The organism is Nonomuraea sp. NPDC049684 (assembly GCF_044465345.1).
In the GTDB taxonomy this organism is placed as follows: domain Bacteria; phylum Actinomycetota; class Actinomycetes; order Streptosporangiales; family Streptosporangiaceae; genus Nonomuraea.
On the sequence record NZ_JBITLO010000014.1, the window covers coordinates 1 to 24,229 of the forward strand.

The 24,229-nt window shown below is 74.9% G+C and carries 26 protein-coding genes and 1 pseudogene; 10 read left to right on the forward strand and 17 right to left on the reverse strand.

The window, feature by feature from the left end:
• Window positions 1-283 precede the first annotated feature (283 nt).
• Genes ACIBST_RS35305 through ACIBST_RS35320 form a run of 4 tightly spaced genes read left to right on the forward strand, consistent with a single transcriptional unit; the run spans window position 284 to window position 4,330 of the window.
• Complete coding sequence (locus tag ACIBST_RS35305; protein ID WP_397177928.1) at window positions 284-484, forward strand: hypothetical protein; 201 nt, start codon at window positions 284-286, stop codon at window positions 482-484.
• A gap of 37 nt (window positions 485-521) precedes the next feature.
• Window positions 522-1,262 carry a hypothetical protein gene (locus ACIBST_RS35310; RefSeq protein WP_352358998.1) on the forward strand — a complete coding sequence of 247 codons (741 nt, stop codon included), beginning with the start codon at window positions 522-524 and terminating at the stop codon, window positions 1,260-1,262.
• Window positions 1,259-2,443, forward strand: coding sequence for an FAD-dependent oxidoreductase (locus tag ACIBST_RS35315; protein WP_397177929.1), 1,185 nt, complete (start codon window positions 1,259-1,261; stop codon window positions 2,441-2,443). The genes ACIBST_RS35310 and ACIBST_RS35315 overlap by 4 nt, the downstream gene beginning before the upstream one ends.
• A gap of 27 nt (window positions 2,444-2,470) precedes the next feature.
• Window positions 2,471-4,330, forward strand: coding sequence for an RNA polymerase sigma factor (locus ACIBST_RS35320; protein ID WP_397177930.1), 1,860 nt, complete (start codon window positions 2,471-2,473; stop codon window positions 4,328-4,330).
• 31 nt (window positions 4,331-4,361) lie between these two features.
• Here ACIBST_RS35320 and ACIBST_RS35325 read toward each other — a convergent pair whose 3' ends face one another.
• Window positions 4,362-6,284 carry a Xaa-Pro dipeptidyl-peptidase gene (locus ACIBST_RS35325; protein WP_397177931.1) on the reverse strand — a complete coding sequence of 641 codons (1,923 nt, stop codon included), beginning with the start codon at window positions 6,282-6,284 and terminating at the stop codon, window positions 4,362-4,364.
• Window positions 6,285-6,360: 76 nt separating this feature from the next.
• Between ACIBST_RS35325 and ACIBST_RS35330 the strand changes: the two genes are divergently transcribed.
• Together ACIBST_RS35330 and ACIBST_RS35335 are read left to right on the forward strand one after the other, a co-directional pair.
• Window positions 6,361-7,350: an ADP-ribosylglycohydrolase family protein gene (locus ACIBST_RS35330; protein WP_397177932.1), complete on the forward strand. Its 990-nt coding sequence runs from the start codon at window positions 6,361-6,363 to the stop codon at window positions 7,348-7,350.
• 31 nt (window positions 7,351-7,381) lie between these two features.
• Window positions 7,382-8,041 (forward strand): FadR/GntR family transcriptional regulator, encoded by a 660-nt coding sequence (locus tag ACIBST_RS35335; protein WP_397177933.1) that lies wholly within the window; start codon window positions 7,382-7,384, stop codon window positions 8,039-8,041.
• 13 nt (window positions 8,042-8,054) lie between these two features.
• On the opposite strand, the gene ACIBST_RS35340 is transcribed toward ACIBST_RS35335, so the two are convergent.
• The 9 genes from ACIBST_RS35340 to ACIBST_RS35380 all read right to left on the reverse strand — a co-directional run bounded on the left by ACIBST_RS35340 (window position 8,055) and on the right by ACIBST_RS35380 (window position 16,691).
• Window positions 8,055-9,404, reverse strand: a complete 1,350-nt coding sequence (locus ACIBST_RS35340; protein ID WP_397177934.1) for an NADH-quinone oxidoreductase subunit N — start codon at window positions 9,402-9,404, stop codon at window positions 8,055-8,057.
• The gene (locus ACIBST_RS35345; protein ID WP_397177935.1) at window positions 9,401-10,864 is read right to left on the reverse strand and encodes a NuoM family protein; all 1,464 of its coding nucleotides are present in this window, start codon (window positions 10,862-10,864) and stop codon (window positions 9,401-9,403) included. Before ACIBST_RS35345 ends, ACIBST_RS35340 begins: the two co-directional genes overlap by 4 nt.
• Before the next feature lie 3 nt (window positions 10,865-10,867).
• Complete coding sequence (locus ACIBST_RS35350) at window positions 10,868-12,730, reverse strand: proton-conducting transporter membrane subunit (protein ID WP_397177936.1); 1,863 nt, start codon at window positions 12,728-12,730, stop codon at window positions 10,868-10,870.
• On the reverse strand, window positions 12,727-13,032 hold the full coding sequence (gene nuoK, locus ACIBST_RS35355; protein WP_397177937.1) for an NADH-quinone oxidoreductase subunit NuoK: 306 nt from the start codon (window positions 13,030-13,032) through the stop codon (window positions 12,727-12,729). Before nuoK ends, ACIBST_RS35350 begins: the two co-directional genes overlap by 4 nt.
• Window positions 13,029-13,526 carry an NADH-quinone oxidoreductase subunit J gene (locus tag ACIBST_RS35360; RefSeq protein ID WP_397177938.1) on the reverse strand — a complete coding sequence of 166 codons (498 nt, stop codon included), beginning with the start codon at window positions 13,524-13,526 and terminating at the stop codon, window positions 13,029-13,031. Before ACIBST_RS35360 ends, nuoK begins: the two co-directional genes overlap by 4 nt.
• Window positions 13,523-14,428: an NADH-quinone oxidoreductase subunit H gene (locus ACIBST_RS35365; RefSeq protein ID WP_397177939.1), complete on the reverse strand. Its 906-nt coding sequence runs from the start codon at window positions 14,426-14,428 to the stop codon at window positions 13,523-13,525. Before ACIBST_RS35365 ends, ACIBST_RS35360 begins: the two co-directional genes overlap by 4 nt.
• Window positions 14,429-14,432: 4 nt before the next feature.
• Window positions 14,433-15,479: a hypothetical protein gene (locus ACIBST_RS35370; protein WP_397177940.1), complete on the reverse strand. Its 1,047-nt coding sequence runs from the start codon at window positions 15,477-15,479 to the stop codon at window positions 14,433-14,435.
• The gene (locus ACIBST_RS35375) at window positions 15,470-15,808 is read right to left on the reverse strand and encodes an NADH-quinone oxidoreductase subunit A (protein WP_397177941.1); all 339 of its coding nucleotides are present in this window, start codon (window positions 15,806-15,808) and stop codon (window positions 15,470-15,472) included. The genes ACIBST_RS35370 and ACIBST_RS35375 overlap by 10 nt, the downstream gene beginning before the upstream one ends.
• Before the next feature lie 151 nt (window positions 15,809-15,959).
• A complete protein-coding gene (locus ACIBST_RS35380; protein WP_397177942.1) occupies window positions 15,960-16,691 on the reverse strand; it encodes a TetR/AcrR family transcriptional regulator in 732 nt (243 codons plus the stop codon).
• Between the two features lie 59 nt (window positions 16,692-16,750).
• On the opposite strand from ACIBST_RS35380, the gene ACIBST_RS35385 reads away from it, so the two are divergent.
• Complete coding sequence (locus tag ACIBST_RS35385; RefSeq protein WP_397177943.1) at window positions 16,751-17,083, forward strand: nuclear transport factor 2 family protein; 333 nt, start codon at window positions 16,751-16,753, stop codon at window positions 17,081-17,083.
• A gap of 71 nt (window positions 17,084-17,154) precedes the next feature.
• Window positions 17,155-18,048, forward strand: coding sequence for an NAD(P)-dependent oxidoreductase (locus ACIBST_RS35390; protein ID WP_397177944.1), 894 nt, complete (start codon window positions 17,155-17,157; stop codon window positions 18,046-18,048).
• A gap of 15 nt (window positions 18,049-18,063) precedes the next feature.
• On the opposite strand, the gene ACIBST_RS35395 is transcribed toward ACIBST_RS35390, so the two are convergent.
• Window positions 18,064-18,864, reverse strand: a complete 801-nt coding sequence (locus ACIBST_RS35395) for a hypothetical protein (RefSeq protein WP_397177945.1) — start codon at window positions 18,862-18,864, stop codon at window positions 18,064-18,066.
• Window positions 18,865-19,009: 145 nt separating this feature from the next.
• Here ACIBST_RS35395 and ACIBST_RS35400 point away from each other — a divergent pair, with 145 nt between their 5' ends.
• Window positions 19,010-19,252: a hypothetical protein gene (locus ACIBST_RS35400; protein ID WP_397177946.1), complete on the forward strand. Its 243-nt coding sequence runs from the start codon at window positions 19,010-19,012 to the stop codon at window positions 19,250-19,252.
• Between the two features lie 62 nt (window positions 19,253-19,314).
• Here ACIBST_RS35400 and ACIBST_RS35405 read toward each other — a convergent pair whose 3' ends face one another.
• The 3 genes from ACIBST_RS35405 to ACIBST_RS35415 form a co-directional block, all read right to left on the reverse strand.
• Complete coding sequence (locus ACIBST_RS35405; protein WP_397177947.1) at window positions 19,315-19,956, reverse strand: class I SAM-dependent methyltransferase; 642 nt, start codon at window positions 19,954-19,956, stop codon at window positions 19,315-19,317.
• A 43-nt stretch (window positions 19,957-19,999) separates the two neighbouring features.
• Entirely contained in the window at window positions 20,000-20,281 is a 282-nt protein-coding gene (locus ACIBST_RS35410) for a metal-sensitive transcriptional regulator (protein WP_352358958.1), read from the reverse strand.
• 71 nt (window positions 20,282-20,352) lie between these two features.
• Complete coding sequence (locus ACIBST_RS35415) at window positions 20,353-20,928, reverse strand: YybH family protein (protein WP_397177948.1); 576 nt, start codon at window positions 20,926-20,928, stop codon at window positions 20,353-20,355.
• A gap of 375 nt (window positions 20,929-21,303) precedes the next feature.
• Here ACIBST_RS35415 and ACIBST_RS35420 point away from each other — a divergent pair.
• A pseudogene (locus ACIBST_RS35420) lies at window positions 21,304-21,417 on the forward strand (hypothetical protein); the annotation flags it as partial.
• Here the strand turns inward: ACIBST_RS35420 and ACIBST_RS35425 are convergent.
• From ACIBST_RS35425 to ACIBST_RS35435, 3 genes are read right to left on the reverse strand one after another with little or no spacing between them, the layout of a single operon-like run.
• Window positions 21,381-22,469: a glycosyltransferase gene (locus ACIBST_RS35425; protein WP_397177949.1), complete on the reverse strand. Its 1,089-nt coding sequence runs from the start codon at window positions 22,467-22,469 to the stop codon at window positions 21,381-21,383. The pseudogene ACIBST_RS35420 and the gene ACIBST_RS35425 overlap by 37 nt on opposite strands.
• Window positions 22,466-23,449 carry an iron-containing redox enzyme family protein gene (locus ACIBST_RS35430; protein WP_397177950.1) on the reverse strand — a complete coding sequence of 328 codons (984 nt, stop codon included), beginning with the start codon at window positions 23,447-23,449 and terminating at the stop codon, window positions 22,466-22,468. Before ACIBST_RS35430 ends, ACIBST_RS35425 begins: the two co-directional genes overlap by 4 nt.
• Window positions 23,449-24,180: a class I SAM-dependent DNA methyltransferase gene (locus ACIBST_RS35435; protein ID WP_397177951.1), complete on the reverse strand. Its 732-nt coding sequence runs from the start codon at window positions 24,178-24,180 to the stop codon at window positions 23,449-23,451. Before ACIBST_RS35435 ends, ACIBST_RS35430 begins: the two co-directional genes overlap by 1 nt.
• Window positions 24,181-24,229: the final 49 nt, after the last annotated feature.

Consider the following 24,229-nt stretch of genomic DNA (forward strand, 5'->3'; position numbering starts at 1 on the left):
AACCCCGGGGTTTGGCCGGGGGCCGGGTTTACCGCGCGGCCGCCCCCCGTTTTGGGGGGGCGGGCCCCCCCGCCCGGGGGGGGGCCCCCCCCGGCCCCCCCGCCCGGGGCCACCGGCACGGCGGCGCCGCCGGGCGGGACGATCGGCGTGACGGGCGCCACGACTCTGATCGACCGCCCCCTCAGGGGGCCGGCGCCCGCGCGGGCCCCCGTGCCGGTGGCCATGACGTCAGCGGGCCGCGCCCGGCCCGCGTCACCCGGATCCGCGACCGACAGGAGTGATCATGCTCACCGACGAGGTGTCCAGGCGGCAGCCGCACGAGGTGCACGCCCGGGGCGCACGGCCCCAGCCCGCCGAGCCGAGGGACGAGAGCCGGGACGAGCCGTCGCGGGCGCAGGCCCCGGCGCGCACCGTCCACCGGCTGCGCCGGATCCGGCAGGTGTCCGTGCAGGCGATCGGCGAGATCGACCAGGCGCTGGCCTGACCGTCATGCGGACGGTCCCCGACCCGGAAGGTACGAGATGAGCCGCGGCAGGGTGGGCGTGATCGTCGCCCCCGCCAACCCCTCGGCGGAGCCCGAGCTGACCCGCCTGCTCGGCTCGCGCGCCGACATGCACGTCACCCGTTTCCCCGTGCACCGGGGCGTGTCGCTCGCCGAGCGGCTGGAGAGCTACAACGAGGCCCTGCCCGGCATGGTCTGCGCGTTCGACGGCCTGCCGCTCGACGCGCTGGTCATGGCCTGCAGCGAGTCCCGCTACCTGCTCGGCCCCGACGACGACGCCGACCAGTGCGCGCGGCTGTCGGCCTCGACCGGCGTGCCGTTCGCCTCCTCCACGCAGGCCACCAGGGAGGCGGTGGAGCACGTCGGCGTGAGCGACATCGTGCTGGTCTCGCCGTACCAGCCGTGGCTGACCGAGCTGGCCGAGCGCTTCTGGAAGACGGCGGGGCTCAACGTCACGCAGGTCGTGCAGGTGCGGGCCGCCAAGGGCGGGTACTCCTCCTACGCGGTCACCCCGGCCGAGCTGATCACCCAGGTCGAGCGGGCCGAGGTGCCCGGCGACGCGGTGCTGCTGTTCACCGGCACCGGCATGGCCACGCTGCCCGTCCTCGGGCCGCTCAGCGCCGGCAACGACCGCACGCTGCTCACGTCCAACCTCTGCACCGCCTGGTGGGCCCTGTCGCGGGCCATCGGCGAGCACGTCACGCTCAGCCGCGTGCCCTACCGCCGCCACATGGCGGAGCAGGGGAGGCGCCCCGCATGAACGGCGTCATCGTCGTCGGGGCCGGCCCGGCGGGGCTGACCGCGGCGCTCTCGCTGGCCAGGGCCGGGATCCCGGTCACCGTCCTGGAGCGGGAGAACGAGCTCGCCGGGCAGGCGCGGGCCTGCACCTTCCATCCGGCCACGCTCGACCTGCTCGACGAGCTGGGCGTGGCCTCGCAACTCGTCGCCAAGGGCCGGGTGGTCGACCGGGTGCAGTGGCGCGACCGGTCGGGCATCGTGCTGGCCGAGATGGGCATGAACCGGCTCAACGGCCTGACCAAGCACCCGTTCAGGATCCACGCCGACCAGGCCGCGCTCACCCCGCTGCTGCTCGCGGCCCTGAACGCCTACCCCGACGTCGACGTGCGCTTCGGCACCCGCGTCGACGGGGTCTCCGAGGGCGGCACCGGTATCCGGGTCCGCGTCGGCCAGACCTGGACGCGGGCCCGGTACATGATCGCCGCCGACGGCGGTCACAGCACGGTGCGCGGCTCGCTGGGGTTGCCCTTCCCCAGGTCGGCCTACCCGACGCAGGCGCTGCGGGTGTTCACCGACTCGCCGCTCGACCGGCTGCTGCCGAGCCTGGCGCCGCTCACCTACGTCCGCGACGTGCAGCAGTCGTGCACGCTGCTCGCGTTGCCCGACCACTGGCGGATCATCTTCAAGATCCCCTGCGACGCCACCGAGCCGCTGTCGGCGCCCAACGTCTCGATGCTGGTCCGCCGCGCCCTACCGGGGGCCAGCGGGCCCATCCACGTGACCGGGGCCGACCGGTTCGGGCTGTCCAGGGGCGTGCTGACGTCCTACCGCTGCGGGCGGGTGCTGTTCGTCGGCGACGCCGCGCACCTGACCTCCACGGTCGGCGGCCTGAACATGAACGCCGGCATCCACGACGCCGTCGAGGTCGGCCAGGTGATCGCGGCCGTGCTCGGCGGTTTCGCGCCGCCCACCGCGTTGGAGGCGTGGGCGTGGCGGCGGCGGGCCGTGCTGCTGCAACGGGTGATCCCGCGCGGCGAGACGCGGCCGGCCGGCGTGCGCGAGCGCGACAGCGCCCGGCTGGCCGCGGCGATGGCCGGGCTGCGGGCCATCGCCGGCGATCCGGAGGCCACGCGGGCCTATCTCGCGCAGGCCTCGCTGCTCGACACCGTTCCCGGCTCCGCCGGTGGGGCCCGGCCCGTCTGAGACACCGCTGAGGAGGTGCGACACCGCATGTGGCGAACGCTCTCGGACGAAGCGCGCCAGGCCATCCGCGAGCTGTGCGACACGCACGGCTCCCGCCTCTACGACTACTGCCGCACCGAGCTGGCCGCGGGCGACGCCGAGCAGGCGACCGCCGGCGCGCTGGTGTCCGCCCACCTCTACGCGGACCGGCTGCCCGACCCCGCCCTGCACCGGCCCTGGCTCTACGCCCTGGCCCGCGCCCACCGCGCGATCGTGGCCAAGCCGGCCAGCATCGGCTCCTGGTCGCGTCCTGGGCGGATGTCGGAGCTGCTGCCCGAGGCGCTGCTCTCCCTCGACCGCCCGCTGCGCGAGCTGCTCGACCTGTCGCTGCGCCACGGCCTGTCCGACGCCGAGCTGGCCACCGTCTTCAGCCTGGGCCAGGACGAGGTCAGCGCCGTGGTGGCGCGGGCGGCCGACGCGCTGGAGGGCTGGTTCGCCGCGATCATCGCCGCGCGCGGCCGTACGGGATGTCCTGATCTGACCACGCGGGTGGCGGCCTGGGTCACCTCGCCGGGACGCCGGGCCCGCGCCCGGATCAGCCGGCACATCCAGGGCTGCGCCGCCTGCCGGGCCGCGCCCCGCACCATGTCGGCCGCCACGCTGCTGCGCCGGCTGCCGATCGCGGAGCTGCCCGGCACACTGACCAACCGGCTCGCCTCGGCACAGCCGCTGCCCGGAGAGGGACCCCTCTGGCGGGCGGACGGCTTCCCCGTGCTGGCACGCACCCTGGTGGAGCCCTTCGCGGCTGCGCCGGGCGTGGAGGCGAGGCCGATGCCCCCGGTCGCCGACCCCACGACGGCGACACCGGGAAACCCCTGGTCGGCGGCGGGCGCGGCCGCCGCCGACCAGGAGCCCCCGGGGCGGGCGGCCCGCGGGCGGCACCCGTTCACGCCGACGAGCCGGGCCCGGCCCTTCCGCGGCGGCTCCCCGGGCGACAAGCTCGTCTACGACAGCCGCGCCGAGGGCGGCCTCAGCGGCACCGTGCTCAACGGCCCGGTGAACGGGCCGGCCGGCGGCCCGGTGAACAGCCCGGTGAACAGCCCGGTGACCGGTCCGCTGAGCGCGCCGATCGGCGGCGAGGCCGGTGGCGGTGACGGCGCCGCCGCCCCGCCCGGCGCGATGATCATCCGGTACGGCGGCATCGGCTGGAACGGCGAGCCGGGCGGCCTGGACCGGCTCGACGGCGAGGCCCCCTGGCAGGAGTTCTGGCGGGAGGAGCCGGCGGAGCCCGAGGAGGAGACCGAGGCCCCGATCCGCACGGTGGCCAGGCTGGGCCTGCTGCTGGGCGTCGGGCTGCTGGTGGTGGGCCTGGTGTGGGCCGTGCTCAACGCCCGCGCGCATCCCGCGGTGGTCACCAGGGCGGCGGCGCAGCCGGTCGTCCCGGCCGAGACGCCCATACGCTGGACGGCCGCGATCGGCCCGGCCGCCGGATCCGGCCTGTCGTCCCAGGACCGCAAGGCCGAGCTGCCGAGACCGGCGGCGCCCACGGCCCGGGTGTCGCCCCGGTCGGCGTGGCTGGGGTCCGGGCGCGCCGGGGCGTTCTCGCTGGCGTGCACCGGGACGTGCCGGGTCGTCTCGGCCACCGGCACGCGCGGCATCGTCGTCGACGGCACGACGTTCCGCGTCCTGGACCCGCGTTCGCGGCCCGGCTGCCCGGGCGAGCCCGACGTGCGGCGCGGCCGGATCACCATCGTCTGGACGGGCCGCGCCACCGGCGACGGCCTGCGCACCGGCGGCACGGCCACCGCCGGCGGCACGCTCACCCTGAAGGTCGGCTGGACGGTCGCCAGGGACAAGGGCGTGCGGCGGCTCGACGCCGGGGGCGTCCGCTGGAGCAACTGCCGATGAGGCCCCGGACCGGCCGGGGCCCCACGAGCGGCTAGAAGAACCGGAACCCGGGCTCGGGCTCGGGCAGGTCGAGCTGTCGCGGCCCCCTGAACGTGGCGCTGTCCTTGGGCACGTCGGCCAGCGGCGTCCCGAGCACGAAGGGCACGGACACGCTGCTCCTGGTCAGGTCGACGGTGACGGTCGCGCCGGTGCCCTCCTCACTGGTGTAGGTGGTGTCGGTCCCGGCCAGCACCAGGCCGATCCGGTGCCCCTTCCTGAACGTGTAGTCCTGCGGCAGCGTCTGCCACCTGACCGTCCCGTACGTGCCGACGGGCAGCGGCTGGGGCTGGCTGAGCGAGTCGCGGTTCTGGACGTCGATCCAGCCGCGGGCGACGATCTCCAGCGGCCGGGTGGCCACGTTCGTGGTCACCTTCTTGTAGCAGGCGTCGTCGGCCGCGGTGCTCTCGCCGTGGCAGTCCTCCTCGGTGAGCGTGGTGACGCCCTGGCCGCGCCGCCAGTCGACGCGGGTGTCCTCGCCGAAGTCGACGAGCAGGGCGGTCAGGTTGGCGGTGGGCTTGTCGAGCTTGACCCGCAGGTCGGCGGTGGGGGTGCCGGACAGGCGCAGGTCGAGCGGGAGCGCGCCGGTGGTGAAGGCGGCCCGGCCCGGGTTGGCCGTGCCGACGTCGGCCACCATCTCGGTCTCGCTCAGCGCGAGGTCGGTGAAGGCGGCGGTGCTGCCGCCGCGGGCCTTGAGCAGGCCGAGCGAGCCGTCGGCGGCGGGCCGCAGCACGGCCTTGAGCGCGTACGGGGCCGGCCAGTCGCGCTGGGTGGTCCACTGCGCCGGGCCGAGCTGCACGTCGGCGCGGGGCTCGGTGGTGATCCCGTTGCGGACGCCGTGCAGCCAGTGGTCGAACCAGCGGTGCAGGGTGTCCACCCACAGGTCCCTGCGGCCCTCGAAGTCGAACGGGTCCACGTGCTGGTACTGGCCGACCCAGATCTTGCGCGGCACGTTGCGCTGGGCCAGGGCCTGCCACCAGGCGGAGAAGTTGTCCGGCCGGACGTTGAGGTCGTTGACCGTGTGCACGACGAAGACGCTGGCCTTGACCTTGGAGGCGTCGCCGAGCAGGCCCTTGATGTAGTCGCGTTCGTTCCAGAAGGCGTTGTAGTCGCCGGTGTCGTCGCCGTCCTCGGCGTCCATGCGGTCGCGGACGGCCTGGCACTTGGCCTCGGGGTCGGTGTCGACGTAGTTGGTCAGCCAGGAGGCGTAGTCGTAGTTGTAGACCACGCCGTTCGAGCGCTGGTACTTGTACCAGGAGCTGATGGCCGAGATGGGGACGATCGTCTTCAGGCCCTCGACGCCGGTGGCGGCCACGGCGTTGGCCAGCGTCCCGTCGTAGGACTTGCCGATCATGGCGGCGTTGCCGGTGGTCCAGTCGGCCACGGCGGGGGTGCCGTCGGACCTGACCGCCTTGGCGCGGCCGTTCAGCCAGTCGATGACCGCCTTGCCGCCCAGCACGTCGGCCTTGCCGCCCATGTCGGGGCAGCCGTCGGACCTGGTGGTGCCGAGCATGTCCACGTTGAGCACGGCGTAGCCGCGCGGGACGAAGTAGTTGTCGTAGAACAGGGGGAATTTGGTGACATTTCCGGAGGCGTCGTACGCCTTGCGCTCCCCCTCGTTCCCGCGCCCGGAGTTGTCGTAGTACGGACTCTCGTCGATGATCACGGGCACCTTCAGGCCCGGACCGGACTCCTTGGGCCGGATGATGTCCACCCTGACCCGGTCGAGCGCGCCGTCGAGGTCGCTGTCCACGGTGGACTCGACGTACACGTGCTCGCGGACGGCGTCGGCATAGGAGAAGACCGGCTGCGTCCGGCCGTCCTTGACGGTGATCGTGGGTCCGGCAGCGGCTTGTGCCGGGGTCGCGACCGCCAGGGTGAGGGCGACCGCGAAGAGGGCCGGGCGTAATTGTGGCACGCGTGACCTCCGTGACAAGTGTCGTAATTTCTCCCGCAATCTCTCATCCGTCCAGAAAGCTGACAAGATCCCACCTATGGAGGTACAGGACCGGATCCGGGGCTGCCTGCTCGGCGGCGCGATCGGCGACGCCCTCGGGGCGCCCATCGAGTTCGAGTCGTTGCGGGAGATCCGCCGGCAGCACGGCCAGGACGGCGTCACCGGCTATGTCACCACCTGGCGGGGCAGGAGCGCGCTGGTCACCGACGACACCCAGATGACCCTGTTCACCGTCGAGGCGCTGACCCGCGACCGCACGCCCGGCGAGGTGCGGCAGGCGTACCTGCGCTGGCTCGACACCCAGGAGCACCAGGCTCCGCCGCCCGCCGACCGTCCGCACCGGACCGGCGCGCTGCGCGAGGAGGGCTGGCTGTACTCCCGGCGGGCCCCGGGCAACGCCTGCCTGTCCGGGCTGCGGCAGCCCTTCCCGGGCCCGTCGCCGTCCGGCGTGCCCGGCCCGGTGAACCCCGGCTCCAAGGGCTGCGGCACCGTCATGCGCTCGGCGCCGTTCGGGCTCCTCGCGCCGTACGACGCGGGCGCCGCGTTCGAGCTGGCGGCGGCCTGCGCGCAGATCACCCACGGCCACCCGACCGGCTACCTGGCCGCGGGCGCGTTCGCCGCGATCGTCGCCCGCGTGATGGCCGGCGAGCCGCTGGAGGCCGCCGTCGGCCACGCCCTCGGCCTGCTCGCCGGCCGTCCGGGGCACGAGGAGACGTCCGGCGCCCTGCGCGCGGCGCTCGACCTGGCCGCGTCCGGCCCGCACTCCCCCGAGCGGGTCGAGACGCTGGGCGGCGCGTGGGTGGCCGAGGAGGCGCTGGCCATCGGCGTCTACTGCGCCCTGGCCGAGCCCTCGCCCGAGCGGGCGCTGCTGCTGTCGGTCAACCACTCGGGCGACAGCGACTCGACCGGCTCGGTCTGCGGCAACCTGGTGGGCGCGCTGCGCGGCGCGGACGCCCTGCCGGCCGCCTGGGTGACACCGCTGGAGGGCCGCGAGACGATCGAGCGCCTGGCCGCCGCGCTCCTCTAGGCTGGAGGCTCACCGGGACGGAAGAGATCGCATGCGAAACGTCGCGCGGACCTCGCTGGTCGATGCCGCCATCGAGGAGCTCCGCAGGGAGATCACCAGTGGGGTGTGGCCGGTCGGGACGAAGATCCCGTCCGAGAGCCGGCTGGCCGAGAGCCTCGGCATGAGCCGGTTGTCGGTGCGCGAGGCGGTGCGGGTGCTGGCCCACGCCGGGCTGCTGCAGACCAGGCAGGGCGACGGCACGTACGTCACCGCCACCGACGAGTCGCAGGTGGCGCTGCGCCGCCGGCTCGACCGGGCGGCCGCGATGGACATCATCGACGTGCGCCGCGGGCTCGACCTGGTGGCCGCCCGGCTGGCGGCGGTCAAGCGCACCGGCGACGACGTGGCCGCGATGCGCGAGGCGCTGGGCCGCCGCGGGTCGGCCGCGAGCGCGGGCGACCTCGACGGGTTCGCCGACGCCGACGCCGACTTCCACCTGCTGGTGGCCGACGCCGCGCACAACCCGCTGCTGGCCGACCTCTACCGCAGCATGCGCGACGCGCTGCGCGACAGCGTCCGGGACCAGGAGCAGGCGGCGCTGGCGCCCGACCCTTCGCACGACGACCTGCTGGCGGCGATCGAGGCGGGCGACGCGGCCAGGGCGGTCGCGGTCTCGGTCGCCATCCTCGACGTCCAGGAACGCGACCTGTGACCCGCGCGCCGGGTCAGCGGGCGACCAGCGCGGCGAGCCCGGCGGCCGGGCCGAGCAGGATCGAGGCGGCGGCGCACACCTGCGCGACCGGGCTTGACGCGGCGGGCCCCGCCGGGCCTTCGGCGGCGAAGACCGGGCGGATCCAGCGCAGGTAGTAGAACAGGCTCGCGACGGTGTTGGCGGCGGCGACCACCGCGAGCCAGGCGTACCCGCCGTCCCAGGCGGCGGCGAACATCAGCAGCTTCCCGGCGAACACGGCGGTCGGCGGCGTCCCGACCAGGCCGAGCAGGCACACCACCAGCGCGAAGGCCGTCCGGGGCGACCGGCGGCCGAGCCCCGCGTAGTCGGCCAGCCGCTCGGCCCCGGTGGCGACCACGACGGCGAAAGCGCCCAGGTTCGTGACCGCGTAGGCGGCCAGGTAGACCAGCAGGGCGGGCGCGGCCAGATCGGTGCGCCCGGCCACCGCGACCGGGACCAGCAGGTAACCGGCCTGGCTGACCGTCGAGTACGCCAGCAGCCGCCGTACGCTCTCCTGCTGGAAGGCGGCCAGGTTGCCCAGCGTCATCGTGCCGGCGGCCAGCACCGCGAGCAGCGCGGGCTCGTCCAGCACCGTCGTCGCCAGCCGGTACAGCGCCACCAGCGCCCCGATCTTGGGCACCGTGGTCACGAACGCGGCCACCGGCGCCGACGTGCCCTCGGTGACGTCGGGGACCCAGAAGTGCGCGGGCGCTCCCCCGACCTTGAACAGCGGCCCGGCCAGCAGCAGCACCGCGCCCACTGCCGGGGCGCGCGCGACGGGGTAGGCGGTGGCGCCGGACCAGCCGTACACGACGGTGGCCCCGGCCAGCATGAGCACGCCGAGGAAGGCGCCCATCAGGTAGTACTTGAGCGCCGCCTCGGTGCCGGACGCGTCCTTGGCGAACCCCGCCAGCGCGTACGCCGGGACGCTCGCCAGCAGGTACGCCGCCACCAGCACGAGCAGGTCGTCCGCCCCCGCCATGAGCACGGACCCCAGCGCGGCCAGCACCATCAGGGTGTACAGCTCGGTCTCCCTGCTGTTCCCCCTGACCTTGCCGGCCGCCAGCCACACGGCGAGCAGGGTGGCCAGGCAGACGGTCAGCCGGGCGGCTCCGGTCGGCGGATCGACGGCGTAGGCGTCGAAGGCCAGGACGGCGGGGCGCGGCAGGGCGGCGGCGCCCGCCGCGGCGGCCCCGGCGAGCGCCGCCGTGCACACCATGGCGGCGACGCGCTGCCGCCCGCGCCCCACGAACAGCCCCGCGAGCAGCGCCGTCACCGCGCCCAGCAGCATCAGCACCTCGGGCAGCATCGCGGTCACCGCCGCGCCGCCGTGGGGTGCGCTCATCGGCCCGCCAGGGCGACGACGGCGCGGGCGGCCGGCTCGATCAGGTCGAGCAGCGGGCGCGGCGCCAGGCCGATGAGCAGGGACAGCACGAGCAGCGGGGCGATCGCGCCCAGCTCGCGCGGCCGCACGTCGGTGACCCGGGGCGTCAGCTCGCCCGGCCCGCCGAGGAACGCGCGTTGCAGCGCCCGCAGGAACAGCGCCGCGGTGACCAGGATGCCGGTCACGGAGAGCGCGCCCGCGACCACGGCCCCCGACCCGATCACGCCGGTGAAGATCTGGAACTCGGCGATGAACCCGGACAGTCCGGGCAGCCCGAGGGAGGCGAACGCCGCCACCGCCGTGAGCCAGGCCAGCACGGGCGCCCGTCCGGCGATGCCGCCGTAGCGGCCGAGGGCGTAGCCGCCCGCGCGGTCCCACAGCACGCCGGTGATCAGGAACAGCGCGCCGGTGACCAGGCCGTGGCTGACCATCTGGGTGACCGCGCCGCTGACCGCCAGCTCCTTGGCCCGCGCCGGCCCGCCGGCCAGCCCGGCGGCGCCCAGGGCGAGCACGACGTAGCCCATGTGGTTGACCGAGGTGTAGGCGACGAGCCGCTTGAGGTTCTCCTGCGCCAGCGCCACCAGGGCGCCGTACAGGACGCTGACCAGGCCGATCACGATGACCAGCCAGGCGTACGCGCGCCACGGGCCGGGCAGCAGCGGCACGGCGATGCGGGCCAGCCCGTACGCGCCCATCTTGAGCAGCACCCCGGCGAGGATGGCCGACCCGGCGGCCGGGGCGTCGGTGTGCGCGGGCGGCAGCCAGGTGTGCACGGGGAAGACCGGCGTCTTGACCCCCAGGCCGATCCCGATCGCGAGCAGCACGGCCGCGCCCGCGTCGGGCGGGCGGCGGGTGAGGTCGGCCAGGTCGAACGTGTGCGGGTCGGCGGCCAGGTAGAGGCCGACGAAGCCGAGCAGCAGGGCCAGCGAGCCCAGGAAGGTGTAGAGGAAGAAGATCAGCGCGGACCTGGCCCGGTCGCCGTGCCCCCAGCCGACGATCACGAAGTACATGCCGACGATGGACAGGTCGAAGAAGACGAAGAACAGCAGCAGGTCGAGCGCCGCGAACAGCCCGGTGGAGACGGTCTGCAGGAACAGGAACAGCGCCGCGTGCGCCTTCGGCCTGGTGGGCTCGCCCAGCGAGTGGACGGCGCAGAGCAGGAACAGCACCGCGGTCATGGCGATCAGCGGGAGCGACAGGCCGTCCACGCCGACGTGGTAGCCGGCCCCCGCCGTCGGGATCCAGCGCAGCCTGGTCTCGTACGCCAGGCCGCCCCCGTACCCGGCCCACAGGGCGACGACCAGGGCGAGGTCGGCGGCGGACGCGGCCAGCCGGATCAGCCCCGCCGCGCGCGCCGTGACGCCCGGCAGGACGACCAGGGCCGCGGCGGCCAGCGGCAGGAACACAACGACGTCGAGCACGCCTCACCTCACGATCGCGAACACGACGGCCAGCACGACCAGGGCGACGGCGGCCTGGGCGAAGTAGGTGTGGACCTGTCCGGTCTGAGGGCGTCTGGCCGGCCCGCCGAGGCGTCGGACCGCGCCGCCGGTCCGCCGTACGAGCCCGTCGAGCCCCGACTCCAGCGGGCTCGCGGCCAGCCGCGCGGCCCGCAGCCCCGCCCGCGCGACGGCCTCGACCGTGCCCTGCACGACCCGCTCGTCGAACCAGGCCGCCCACCGCGCCGCCCCCAGCAGCGGCCGCCACACCACGGCCCGCGCCGCCCGCTCCAGCCCCAGCCAGCGCCCGAACGCCCCGCCCACGCGCGGAAGCACGTCCGTCCCGGGCCGCACGGCGATCGCTGCCGTCCCCGGCCGCGCCGCGATCACAGCGGTCACCAGGGCGAGCGCCGGGACGCCGGACAGGGCCAGCTCGCCCGCCGTGGGGCCGGGCGCGCCCGGGTCGCCCACCAGCCGGGACCACCAGCCGTGCACCGAGGGCAGCCCGACGATCCCGAACCCGGCCGCCACCAGGGCGAGCACCGGCAGCGGCAGCAGCTCGGGCACCGGCACCCGGCCCGTGGCCCGCCGCTCGCCTCCCGCGCCGGTCGCCGCGTCGGCGGGCCGCCAGACCTCGGCCAGCGCCTTCCCCGCGTACAGGGCGGCCACCAGCCCCGCGGCGAAGGCCACTACGCGCGGTCCGGGCTGCGCGACCCCGCCCAGGACGGCGTCCTTCGTCACCCACAACGACAGCGGCGGCGACCCGGCCAGGGCCGCGGCCCCCACCCCGAACGCCACCCCCACCAGCGGGAACCGCCGGGCCGCGCCGTGCAGCCCGGCCAGGTCCTTGGTGCCGAGCGCCGCCAGCCAGGCCCCCGCCGCCAGGAACAGCAGGCTCTTGACCGCGGCGTGCGCGACCAGGTGGGCGGCCCCGCCGGAGACCGCCGACGCCCCCGCCGCCAGCACCATGAAGCCGACCTGCGCGCAGGTCGAGGCGGCCAGGAGCTGCTTGAGGTCCCGCTGCGCCAGCGCGACCAGGCCGAGCAGCAGCGCGGTCAGCGCGCCCGTCCAGGCCGTCACCGCCGCCGCCCAGCCGGTGGCCGCGAGCAGGGCGTGCAGCCGCAGCAGCAGGTACGCCCCCGCGACCACCATGGTCGCCGCGTGCAGGAACGCCGACACCGGGCTCGGGCCCGCCATCGCCCGCGACAGCCAGAACGCGAACGGCCCCTGCGCCGACTTGCCCAGCGCGGCCAGCACGATCCCGCCCGCGACCACGTCCCGCCACGGCGGCGGCAGCCCCGGCAGCCCGGCGAGCGCCAGGCCGCCGCCCGCGGCCAGGGCGGCGCCGCAGGCGACGTACAGGCCCAGGTCGCCGGCCCGGGTGGTGACGAAGGCGACGGCCGCGGACTGTACGCGCTCGCGGTCGCGCCACCGGTAGCCGATCAGCGCGTACGACATCGCGCCCATGACCTCCCAGCCCATCAGCAGCAGGACGAGGTCCGTCGCGGTCACCGTGGCCAGCATCGCGCCCAGGAAGATCAGCATCAGCCCGTGGAAGCGCCCCGACCGCTGCTCCGCCGCCGCGAACACCAGCACGGCCAGCCCGACCGCCGCCACGGTGACCACCATGACCGCCGAGAGCCCGTCCACGGCCAGCCCTTCGCCGAGGATCAGCCGGGCGGTGACCGAGGGCCTGGTCGCCGCCGCGTGCCCGGCCAGCCCGAGGGTGAGCGCGGCCGTGCCGACGGACAGGCCGACGGACAGGGCGGGGGCGGCGCGGCGCACCGGGATCAGCAGCGCGCCGGCGGCGGCGGGCAGCGCGGGCAGCAGCCACAGGGACGGGCTCATCCCCTGAGGTCTCCGGCGGCGTCGGTCGTGTCCACGTCGCGGGCACGGAAGACGGCCGTGGTGACGGCGAAGCCCATCGCCATCTCCAGCGCCATCACGGTGACCGCGACCAGGACGAGGACCTGGCCGTCCGCGGCGGCCGGGGCGACGTGGTACCAGAAGGCGCCGCCGGCCGCGATCACGCCGTTGATCATGAGTTCGAGGCCCATCATGAGCATGACGATCGACTGCTGGGACAGCACGCCGTACAGGCCGACGGCGAACAGGGCGGCGGCCAGCAGCAGGAAGGCCTGGAGCGTCACCGGTCGTACCGTCCCCGGTGGGTGGCCAGCAGCACGGCCGAGATCATCGTCGCCAGGATCGCCACCCCGACGACCATCATGACCAGCATCTTCGGCCCCATCAGGGACAGTCCGAGCGCGTGCGTGGGGTCCGCCGGCGGCCGTCCGCGCCGGCTCGGCGGGCGGACGAGCAGCGCCCCGGCGGCCAGCAGGACGAACACCGTTCCGGCGATGGCCGCCGCGCCCCGCTGGTTGTGCGCCATCTTCATCGGCATGAGCCCGGCCGGGTTCATCATGTACATGATCATGAAGACGGCCATGACCAGCATCTCCATGACCATCATGAGGACGACCAGCACCCCCAGGTACTCCAGGTCGATCAGCAGCAGCGTCCCGCCCACGGCCAGCAGCGAGACCAGCAGCGCGAACGTCGCCCGCGCCATCGAGTCCACCGCGAACACCGCCACCCCGCCCGCCACCGCGACGACCGCCAGCGCCCAGAACGCCACGTTCACGGCAGCACCGCCACCGCGACGACCAGCAGTTGCACGAGCGAGACCGGGATCAGCACCACCCACGCGAACTGCACGAACCGGTCCATCCGCACGACCGGCACGCGATGCCCGGCCAGCACCAGCACGGCCAGCACCGCCGCCGTCTTGACCGGCCCCCACGCCCAGCCGGGCAGCACGGGCCCCGCCGCGCCGCCGAGGAACAGCGGCACCGCCCCGGCCGCCGCCACGACCAGCAGCGCATGGCGTCCGGCCTGGAAGACCAGCCGGTCGGGGCCGCCCAGCTCGCCCGGCACGCCGCCGCACACGTCCCGTCCGACCGGCTGCCCTATCGGCCCCCAGAACGCCATCGCCACCGCCGAGACGAGATAGACCGCGAACGCGACCGGCATCCACACCCCGAACCACAACCCGCGCTGCGCCGCCACGAGGTCGGCGAACCGCAGCGACCCCGCCCCCACGCCCGCGGTGATCAGCACGAACATGTGCGGCAGCTCGTACGCCAGGCCCTGGGCCAGGAACCGGTAGCCGCCGACCAGCGGCCACACGGCGTTGACCCCCCACCCGACCAGCCACAGGGCCCCCCAGACGCACACCTCCATGGCGTTGAACCACACCACCCCCGCCCCCAGGTCCAGCACCGGCGCGCCCCCGACCGGCAGGACGACGGCGGCCAGCAGCGCGGCCGACGGCAACGCCACGACCCCGGCCCGGGTGAGCAGGACGTCGGCCCGGTCCGTCCGCCGCCGCTGCTGCACCAGCAGCCGCGCCGCCTCCCTGAGCGGCGCCACCGCCGCCGCCCGCCATGAGCCGCGGCCCGCGCCGAGCGCCGCGTCGAGCGCCGCCGACCCCCACGTCAGCACCGCCATACCCAGGGCCGTCCCCACGGCCGTCCCCGCAGCCATCGGCTCACCCGTCCCTGGCGGCCGACGGCAGCCGGTCGAGGTCCGGATCGAGACCGGCCACGATCAGCCGCGCCACGGCGACCTCGGCCCCGGCCAGCAGACCGGGCAACAACGCCAGCACCCCACCCACCGGAACGTCACCGCCGCCACCAGGCCCGGGGCGTTCGTCGGTCAGGGTTGCCACGTCGTCGAGCCATCGGCGCATCCGGTCCAGGGTGTCGCCGCGCAGCGGGCGCGGGGCGCCGGGGCCGAGCTCACCCGCGCCGCGCAACATCCAGCGCAGCACCCGTGACCGGCGCACCCGCCGCGCGAACCGGAGGCACTGGCGTCGTGCCCGCTCGTCCACGGGGCCCGCGAGCAGGCGGTCGCGCAGGCGCCGGGCGTCCGCCGCGGCGGCGGGCCAGCCGGCCACGCCGAGCAGCCTGCCGAGACTGTCCAGCCGGGCCGCCGCCGTACGCCGCCGCGCCTCCGCCCGGCTCGCTCCCCGCGTCCAGAACGGGGTCCCCGCGCCGTCGGCCGGCAGGGTTCTGACCTGCGCCTCCTGGATGACGTCCCCTTGCAGGACGGTCTCCACCACCAGCCCCGCGGGCCAGTCCGCGAGCACGGGGCCCAGCGGCACGTGCAGCCGGTCCAGCTTCAGCCCGTCCCGGTCGGGCCCCCGGTCGGCCATGGGCGTGTCGTCCGGGTCGTTCCCGGATGCCCCCAGGACGCCGGCCTGCCGCCACTGGCCGGTTTCGTCCCCCAGCGTGCGGACGGCGTCGTCCAGCGCGGCCACGACCCGGTCGGCCGGGACGTCCGGCGGCAGTTCCACCAGCGCCCTCGGCACCGGAACCGCCCTCCGGACCTCCCGTACGGCCGCCGCCAGCTCCGCCCCCGGACGCCCGCACACCACCAGCACGCTCGCCTCCGCCGCCGACGCCGCCACCGGCCAGCCACGACGGTCCGCCTCCGCCTCCGCCAGCAGCCGCGCGCCCGTCCCGTACGGGCAGGCGACGAGGAGCACCCGGGGACGCAGCGCCGCCTGCCGCAACAGCCACCCCCTCAGGCCCACCGGAACGCCCCTTCCCGCCACGCGTACAGGACGCCGACCAGCAGCAGCCCCAGGAACGCGAACATCTCCACCACCGCCGGGAGCCCCACCTCGGCCACCACCAGGGCCCACGGGTACATGAAGACCATCTCCATGTCGAAGGCGAGGAAGACCAGCGTCACGGCGTACCACCGGACGTGGAAGCGCGACACCGCGTGCTCCCGAGGCCGCGCCCCGGACAGGAACGGCCCCACCCGCACGACCCCGCCGGGCGCCAGGGCCAGCGAGGCCAGGTACACCGCGGCGACCCCGGCGGCGAGCAGCGCCACGAGCCCCAGCACAGCGCCCACCGCTCTCACCTGCCGCAGAGCCCGAAGATCAGATCACCTGCCCCTCACGGTAGCAACCGGGATCCGCCTTCCCCGCGACCGACATCCCCTGCGAACCAGCCCCTTACCAGCACGAACGCGACCGGCCCCGGGCACGTCGCCGGCCGGAGGGTCAGCGCCCGAGCCCGAGAGAGGCGACGAGGTCGCGCATCTCGTCGTCGTAGATCGCGGCCGGGTCGTGGACGAGGGTGCGCAGGTGGCCGTAGATCTCCAGGGCGATGAGGCCGTGCATGCGGCCCCACACCCGCAGCGTCACCGCGAGGCCCGCCGGCGGCAGGTCGGGGAAGTCCTCCTGGACGTGGGCCGCCATGGCGGGGTCGAAGTCGGCCCAGGCGTAGTCGCCCCCCACGGACGCGCGCTCCCCGGCCGCCGGCCAGGCCGCGGCGACCAGGCCGACGATGCCGGCGCAGGCGCGCGCCTCCGCCTCCTTGCCCGGGCCTTCGCCGGGCGGACGGTAACCCGGCACCGGGTCGCCGTAGATCAGCCGGAAGCCCTCGGGGTTGGCCAGCGCCCACTCGCGCATGGCGCGGGCCCAGGCCAGGATCCGCCCGCCCGGATCGTCCGCCGGCACCGCGTCGCGGGCGGCCTCGGCCGCGTCGACGGCCGAGGTGTAGACGTCGCCGATGAGCGTCGTGACCAGGTGGTCGCGGGTGGGGAAGTAGCTGTAGATCGCACCGGCCGTCATGCCCATCTCGCGGGCGATGGCGCGCAGCGAGATGGCGTCGGGGCCGCCGTCGGCCATGAGCTGCAGGGCGATCGTCTTGATCTCGGCGCTGGTCTGGGCGCGTAGGCGGTCGCGGCGGCTCGTCCTGGGGTCGCTCACGGTCGACAGCTTACACGGCATGCTGTTTACTGTACGGCGTGTAGTAATCGAACGCCGTACATTTGATGGGAGTCAGCCAGGTGAGCACCACCGATGTGATCCGCGCCTACCTCGACGTCTGGAACGAGCCGAACGCCGCCGCCCGGTCGGCGCTGATGAAGTCCGTCCTCACGGAGGACTCGCTCTACGTCGATCCCGAGAACGCGGGCCTGCGCGGGCACGCCGAGCTGTCGGAGGTGATCGGCCGCGTCCGGAGCCGGTTCGGCGACCTCCGGTTCACCCTCGACACCGTGCTCGGCGTCCACCACGGCCGCGCGTTGTTCCGCTGGCGGCTCGGCACGGCCGCCACCGGCTACGACGTCGTGGAGTTCGACGGAGGCCGCATCCGCAGCATCGTCGGGTTCTTCACCTGAGCCGCCCCCGCCGGACCGCAGATCCGCCACCCAATCGCGGCACAAGCCGTGCGAACCACGCAGGAGCACACGTGTCCCTCTCCTCCGCCGCCCAGGCGCCGGTCACCGTCCTCGGCCTCGGGCTGATGGGCCAGGCGCTGGCCACGGCCTTCCTGGCGAACGGTCACCCGACCACCGTCTGGAACCGCTCGGCGGGCAAGGCCCACGACCTCGTCGCCAGGGGAGCCGTCCTGGCCGGCTCCGTCAGCGGCGCGGTCGAGGCGAGCCCGCTCGTCGTCGTCTGCGTCTCCGACCACGACGCCGTGCACGGGCTGCTGGGCCCGGTCGCCTCCTCTCTGGCCGGCCGCACCCTCGTCAACCTGACCACGGCGACCTCCGTCCAGGCCCGCGACACCGCGAGGTGGGCGGCCACGATCGGGAGCGCGTACCTCGACGGGGCGATCCTCGCCGTTCCCGAGGCGATCGGCACCGCCGACGCCACGGTGCTGTACTCCGGCCCGGAGGCCGCCTTCGAGGAGCACCTGCCCGCCCTGCGGGCGCTCGCCGGAGCCGGGACCGTCCACCTCGGCGAGGACCACGCCCTGTCCGCGCTGTACGACATGTCCGTCCTGAGCGTCATGTGGGGCGTGCTGAACGGCTTCCTCCAGGGCGCCGCCCTGCTCGGCGCCGCGAACGTCAAGGCGACGGCCTTCGCGTCCCTGGCCGGCACCGCCATCGGCGTGACGGCCGGCTACGTCTCCGCCTACGCCCGGCAGATCGACGAGGGCCGGTACCCCGCCGCCGACGCCACCCTCGCCGTCCACCTGGGCGGGATGGAGCACCTGGCGCAGGAGGTCCGGCAGCTCGGCGTCAACACCGAGCTGCCGGACCTCTTCCTGGCCCTGGCCCGGCGCGCGGCGGACGGCGGCCACGCCGGCGACGGTTACGCGGCGATGATCGAGCAGTTCCGGCGGCCCTCGGCCTGACGTCCTGCGACGGCGCTAACCGCCGATGACGAGGGTCTCCGCGGAGCCGTCCGCGTCGGGAGGGTCGCCCGCGGCCTTCCGGCGCGCGGCGTCCGGCCGTCCCGGCGTGCCGCGCAGGCGGGGCAGGCGCGAGGCCACGAGCGTCACCAGCGCGCCTGCCCCCGCCGCCGCCACCAGCAGGTACGCCGGAACCCCGCCACCGGGCACCTCTCCGGACGGACCCCGCGCAGCCACGCTCCCCCCGGCCCGCACCCCAGCGCGCGTCGCGGTCGGCTCACCGGCCGGCGCCGGCGTGCTCTTGCCCGGCGGGAACCCCGGCGGCCGGACCGCGCCCCACGGGTCCTTCCCGTCCCCGCCGAACGTCGCCACCTTGTCCGGCGGCACCGGGTCGGCCAGCAGCCGCCCGGGAACCGTGAGCGTCCCCACGGCGTACGGCTCGAACCAGCCCTGGAGGCCCTCCACCCGCCACACCCCGTCCGGCACGGCCACCGACGTGGCGTAGTGCCCGGCCTCGGGCAGCGGGGTGCCGGCGAAGGTGACGGTCCTGCCGTCGGCCCGGGTGAGGCGCAGGCCGACCGGGTCCAGCTCGCCCGCGTAGGGGTGCGTGCCGTGCTGCAGCACCCAGAACCCCAGTGTGTACGTCTTCCCGCCCGCGAACGCCGCCGGCGGCGGATCGAGGTAGGTCACCGCCCATCCCCCGCGCGCGGAGGCGGACGCCGCCCCCGCCCACCACCCGGACACCACCAGGACGACCAGCACGACAGCCGTCAGCGCGATCGGCCTGCCGGCCGGTACGGCCACGTTCGTCTGCATCATGCACCTCCGACCTCCCTACACCGCCCGGCCCCGGGAGGTTCCGCCCGCCGGACGGGTGCGACAATTCCCGGCGCGGCGCGCACAATGGAGTCAGCACGAAGAAAATCAGGGCGAGAATTCGGCGAGGAGCAAGGAGGCTTACGCCGTGTCCGCCACCGGAGGCGAATATCTGACCGCGATGCTCGACGTTCTGGTTTACGAGAACGTATTGGTCGCCTGGCGCCGCGCGACGGGCGGTTATCTGATCGTCACGCACGAGGGCGAGGAGCTCCGGCTGACCGCGCAGCAGGCGGGGATGTGGGCGCAGGGGGCGTTCGCGGTTTATCTGGCGTTGGTGGACCAGCGCCGTATCACTCCGCGCATCCCCGGTGACACCACAGCGCAATAACACGCGTCAGAACAAAAACCCATTTTTCCAGATTTGTCGCCACAGCGGCCGCGGAGAACCGGTCAGGCCGGTTTTCTGGCGCGTCCGAGAATGTGCGGCAGCCTCGGCGACAACGGCAGCGGCCGGAACGCGAACCGTTCGCGCTCCTCGATCACCAGCCCGCTGTCGGTCAGGGCGCGCTCGGTGTCGCGGTTGAGGCGGCACGCGCCGGCCATCCGCCGCCACAGCGGCGTCACGAGGTCCTGCAGCAGCGCGCCGGCGGCCCGCGAGGAGCGCACGTGCTCGTAGAACCGCACCTCGCCGCCGGGTCTGAGCACCCGGAACACCTCGCCGAGCGTCGCCCGCTGGTCGGGCACCGAGCACAACACCAGCGAGAGCACCACGGCGTCGAAGGAGTCGTCGGCGAAGCGCAGGTCCGCGGCGTGCCCGGCGACCACGCTCACGGGCACCGGCGCGCCGGCCGCGGCCTGACCGGCCAGCCGCCGCAGCCGGTCCTCCGGCTCGACGGCGACCACCTCGCGCACCGCCGCCGGGTAGTGCGCGAAGTTCAGCCCGTTGCCCGCGCCGACCTCCAGCACCCGTCCGGCCAGCCCGGCCAGCAGGCGCCGCCGGTGCTCGGCCGTGCCCCGCCGCTCCGACTCGGCGCTCATCCGCTCGTACGCCCGGGCGAAGCGGGGGTTCTGGAACCGCGTCAGGTCCTGCACGTCCCCCACGCTAACCCGCCCGCCCGCGCGGCGCGCGGCTCCGTCACGACCGGACGAGGCGGGCGATGGCGTCGGCGGCCTCCTTGACCTTGGCCTCCGCCTCGGCCCCGCCCTTCTGCGCCGCCTCGACCACACAGTGCGCCATGTGCTCCTCCAGCAGCGACAACGCGAACGACTGCAACGCGCTCGTCGTCGCCGAGACCTGCGTCAGGATGTCGATGCAGTACTTGTCGTCCTCGACCATGCGCTGGATGCCCCGCGCCTGGCCCTCGATCCGGCGCAGCCGCCGGAGGTGGTCCTGCTTGCCGTCGGTGTACCCGGCCATCTCCCGGTCCTCTCGCTCGCTACACCGACCGCAACACGGTACCCCCCTACCGTATTCCGGAGCGGGGGCCGTCAGGCGCCCTGGTTGTTCATGAAGCGCGAGATCAGCCACTGGCCGCCCTGGTGCGAGAGCATGAACAGCTCGCGGTAGGTGGTGTCGCCCTGCTTGCTGGTCGAGCGCGCGAAGGCGTCCTGGCTGCCGGCGTTCCGCGTCTCGTCGATGGTGTGCGTGGCCGACTTCAGGTCGGCGCCGTCCTTGAGCAGCTTCTCGTAGAGGCTGCGGACGGCCTGCGAGCCCGTGGCCGTGGCCTGCCCGTCAAAGGCCACCACGGCGTCGCTGGTGAACGTCTTCACGACCGCGTCCACGTTGCCGGACTTCAGGGCGTCGAAGTAGTTCTGCACGGCGGCGCGCGGCTGGGTGGCGGCCGTCATGGTGCCGGTCGGCGTGGCGGTCTCGGTCATGGTCTCAGTGGCGGTCGGCGACTCCATGCCGGTCTCGGTGGGCGTCATCATGGTCTCGGTCGGCGTGGCCGGGCTGGCCTCCCCCTTCATCGCCTGCGTGTTGCTCCCCGCGGAGCAGCCCGCGACCAGGACGACGGGAACGATCGCGGCCAGCAGGAGTGCCCTGCGCTCAGAAATCTTGCTCATGGCCGGGTTGATGCCCTCGCCGGTCGTGCACGAATGCCCGGTTTAGGCACTCCGCACAACCCCTTTACCTCATGTCGGTATTACTCACGGTAACGCTTCACTGTCATTGGTGAGACCGTTCAGAGCTGTGATCGTTGCCGACCCGAGACCGGGCGGGGAAGGGCCGCCTATAGCGTCCCTCCAGTGCGGCCAACACAGGCGAACCCGGAACCACTGCCCCAGCGTGAGGACGCCGAGCGCTGTGCCAGCGTCCGGTCCGGGCGGCGGTGCGTGCTTCCCGCGGCTCACCCCACCCCGCACGTCTACCCGCCCATGGAGGCCCTCTAGCGACGTCCTCGCAGGTGAGAGGGCCGGTCGGCGGGGCAGGTGACGACGATGGACGAACCGACGACCACCGTCACGCCCTGTGAGGACGGCCCGCTGCTGATCAGAGGCCCCTTCGAGCTGCTGACTCAGGACGGCGAGCCGATCGACCCCGGAAGGGCCACGGTCGCGCTGTGCCGGTGCGGCCGGTCGTCGACCAAGCCGTTCTGCGACGGCTCGCACAAGTCCGTCGGCTTCAAGGCGTCGAGCGAGCCCGACCCGCCCGCCGACTCCTGAGCCCGCGCGCGCAGCCACCGCGCCGAGTGGGCGGCCCGCGCGAGCCGTCCCCCCGCGTACGGCACGCCGCCCGCGCAGGCCGCCCCCACCGCCAGCCAGGAGCACACCGCCCGCTCCAGCACCCACACCGGCGCGAACAGCGAGGCGCCGGCGGGGAAGACCCGCCGCCCGCCGGCCCGCCGCCGCCCGGCCTCGGCCAGCGCGACGGCCGCCCCGGCGGCGGCCAGCAGCGGCAGCGGACGGCGCACCAGCGCGAGCGCGGGCAGCACCGCCAGGAACGACGCCAGCCGCACCGGCTGGGCGAGGTCGTCGTAGGCCTGCCGGACCCGCTGCGACCAGAACCGCCGCGCGTCGCACGGCAGCCTGCGGACGTACAGGCCGGGCGGGCGCAGCTCGCGTCCGCCGTGGGCGCGCACGGTGCGGACCAGCTCCAGGTTCTCGAACAGCACGTCGCCGTCGTAGCCGCCCATGGCCAGGAAGAACGAGCGCCGGACGCCGAACGTGCCCGGGTAGTCGGCGCCGAACGCGCGGTTGAGCAGCGTGCGGGCGGTGTCCCAGCGGGCGTGCCAGGGGGCGGGGTCGAAGTAGTTCTGCGGCCTGACCAGCTCGGCGCGGGCCAGCAGGGCGTGCATCTCGGCCAGCGCGGGCAGGTCGTAGCGCACGTCGTCGTCCGCGATCACGACCCGGTCGCCCGCGGCCAGCCGCAGCCCGGTCGTCACGCCGTTGACCTTGCCGTTGGCGAAGGACAGGCCGGCCGCCGGGCCGACGTGCCGGACCAGGCAGCGCCAGCGGCGGGCGTGGCGGGCGTACAGCTCGGGCCGGCTGCCGTCGACCACGGTCACGCGTACGTGCGGCGCGAGGGCGCGCAGGTACTCCGTCAGCTCGTCGAGGCCGGAGTCGTCCTGCCAGCGCAGCGGGATCACGTAGTCCAGGTCGATCACGCGGGCGCCTCCTGGTCGAGCAGGGAGGACGCGCCGCGTTCCCAGCGGCCCATGACGTGCTCGGCCCAGCGGCGTTCGAGGGCCAGGGCGCAGGCGGCGCCGTACAGGACGTCGCCGGTCAGGTGGGGGAAGGCGGCCGCGAAGCCGCCGCACAGGTCGGCCGCGGCGATCTGCTCGTGCACGGCGTCGGCCTGCACGTGCTCCTCGTAGAACCGGGCCGCCGCCGCGTCGCCGCCGAGCCGGCGCAGGCCCGCGGCGTAGCGGCGGTTGGGCAGCGAGGAGGTCATCTCGATCGCGGCCAGGTGGCCGACCAGCGCGCCGCGCAGCCGCCGGTGCAGCCCGAACAGCGACATGGTGTTGGTGACGGCCAGGGTGACCGCGGGGACCCGCGGCAGGTACGCGCCGTAGGAGTCGTCGAGGCCGAGGCCGCGCATGGTGTGGCCGAACAGCTCGCAGTGCATGCGCTCGGGCCGGCCGCCGCCGTACTCGTCGGCCTGGATCTCCACCAGGGCCGCCTTGGGCCGGCCGCGCAGGCGCGGGATCGCCCAGGTGTGCGGGTCGGCCTCCTTCAGGTGGTAGATCGAGCGGTGGATCACGAACTCGCGGAAGGCGTCGATCCCGGCCTCGCGCTGGAGGTGGAGCGAGACCGACGGGCCGTCGCCGTCCTCGGCGGTGAGCGCGGTGAGCGCGCGCCGCACCTCGCCGGGCGGCACCGGCCCGGGACGCGGCACCGCCCCGGCCAGCTCCCGCTCGAACCGGTCCTCCAGCAGGCCGCGCAGGCGCAGCAGCGACGGCTCCCACTCCCAGCGGTCGTCCACCTCGTCGAAGCCCTGGTAGTGCAGCTCGTAGCAGGCGAACAGGGCGAGCTGGAGATCCTCCTCGCCGTCCGGCGCGGGGGCGTCGGGCAGCGTCGCGGGCGGCCGGGCGAGCCGGTCGAAGAGCAGGTCGGTGAGCGGGCCACGCGCGGGCGGCAGGCGCATCAGGCGGCCTTGCGGTAGACGGAGACGTGCGCGCGGCTCTCGTCGGTGAACGGGGTGCCGATCCAGTCGGCCCAGCGGTGCTCCAGGGCCATCCCGGCCAGCCTGGCCATCAGGTCGAGCTCGCCGGGCCAGGCGTAGCGGTGGTTGGCGGGCAGCAGCCGCACGCCCTCGCCGGTCAGCCGTACGCGGGTGGTGCGCATGTGCTGGGTGGCCGGGGCGAGCCTGGCCGCCTCGATGAGGACGACGTCCTCGGCCAGCGACAGCAGCCGCAGCGCCGAGCCGTCGCGGAAGGCGGCCGGGTCGGGCACCCATGCCTCGACCACGAACCGCCCGCCGCCGCGCAGGTGCCGGGCCGCGTTGGCGAAGCAGTTGACCTGCGCCTCCTGGGTGGGCAGGGCGAAGATCGTGTTGATCGCGAGCACCACCAGCGCGTACGAGCCCTCGACCCGCACGGTGGAGAAGTCGCCCACCGTCACGGGGACGGCCGCGCCGCCGGGTTTGGCGCGCAGCTCGCGGGTCATCTCCGGCGAGGCGTCGATCCCGGCGACGGACAGTCCGCGGGCGGCGAGCGGGAGCGCCAGCCGCCCGGTGCCGATGCCGAACTCCAGCACGGGGCCGCCCTCGGCCAGCGTCGCCAGCCGCTCGACGGCCGCGCCGGTCGGCAGCTCCGTCACCGTGGCGTCGTAGATGTCGGCGATCCCGCGCCCGTAGGCGGAGGCGTCGTAGGCCACGCGCACCTCCTGTCCCCCGTGTTTCAGCAGGTCAATGCCCCTGGCCTGA

What these genes read in the sequence shown, in the direction of transcription:
- ACIBST_RS35350 (WP_397177936.1), bottom strand. Translation starts at nt 12,730, where the DNA reads ATGAGCCCGTCCCTGTGGCTGCTGCCCGCGCTGCCCGCCGCCGCCGGC.
- ACIBST_RS35330 (WP_397177932.1), top strand. Translation starts at nt 6,361, where the DNA reads ATGGAGGTACAGGACCGGATCCGGGGCTGCCTGCTCGGCGGCGCGATC.
- ACIBST_RS35310 (WP_352358998.1), top strand. Translation starts at nt 522, where the DNA reads ATGAGCCGCGGCAGGGTGGGCGTGATCGTCGCCCCCGCCAACCCCTCG.
- ACIBST_RS35395 (WP_397177945.1), bottom strand. Translation starts at nt 18,864, where the DNA reads ATGATGCAGACGAACGTGGCCGTACCGGCCGGCAGGCCGATCGCGCTG.
- ACIBST_RS35410 (WP_352358958.1), bottom strand. Translation starts at nt 20,281, where the DNA reads ATGGCCGGGTACACCGACGGCAAGCAGGACCACCTCCGGCGGCTGCGC.
- ACIBST_RS35415 (WP_397177948.1), bottom strand. Translation starts at nt 20,928, where the DNA reads ATGAGCAAGATTTCTGAGCGCAGGGCACTCCTGCTGGCCGCGATCGTT.
- ACIBST_RS35335 (WP_397177933.1), top strand. Translation starts at nt 7,382, where the DNA reads ATGCGAAACGTCGCGCGGACCTCGCTGGTCGATGCCGCCATCGAGGAG.
- ACIBST_RS35365 (WP_397177939.1), bottom strand. Translation starts at nt 14,428, where the DNA reads ATGGCTGCGGGGACGGCCGTGGGGACGGCCCTGGGTATGGCGGTGCTG.
- ACIBST_RS35315 (WP_397177929.1), top strand. Translation starts at nt 1,259, where the DNA reads ATGAACGGCGTCATCGTCGTCGGGGCCGGCCCGGCGGGGCTGACCGCG.
- ACIBST_RS35430 (WP_397177950.1), bottom strand. Translation starts at nt 23,449, where the DNA reads ATGCGCCTGCCGCCCGCGCGTGGCCCGCTCACCGACCTGCTCTTCGAC.
- ACIBST_RS35320 (WP_397177930.1), top strand. Translation starts at nt 2,471, where the DNA reads ATGTGGCGAACGCTCTCGGACGAAGCGCGCCAGGCCATCCGCGAGCTG.
- ACIBST_RS35305 (WP_397177928.1), top strand. Translation starts at nt 284, where the DNA reads ATGCTCACCGACGAGGTGTCCAGGCGGCAGCCGCACGAGGTGCACGCC.
- ACIBST_RS35380 (WP_397177942.1), bottom strand. Translation starts at nt 16,691, where the DNA reads ATGCCGTGTAAGCTGTCGACCGTGAGCGACCCCAGGACGAGCCGCCGC.
- ACIBST_RS35340 (WP_397177934.1), bottom strand. Translation starts at nt 9,404, where the DNA reads ATGAGCGCACCCCACGGCGGCGCGGCGGTGACCGCGATGCTGCCCGAG.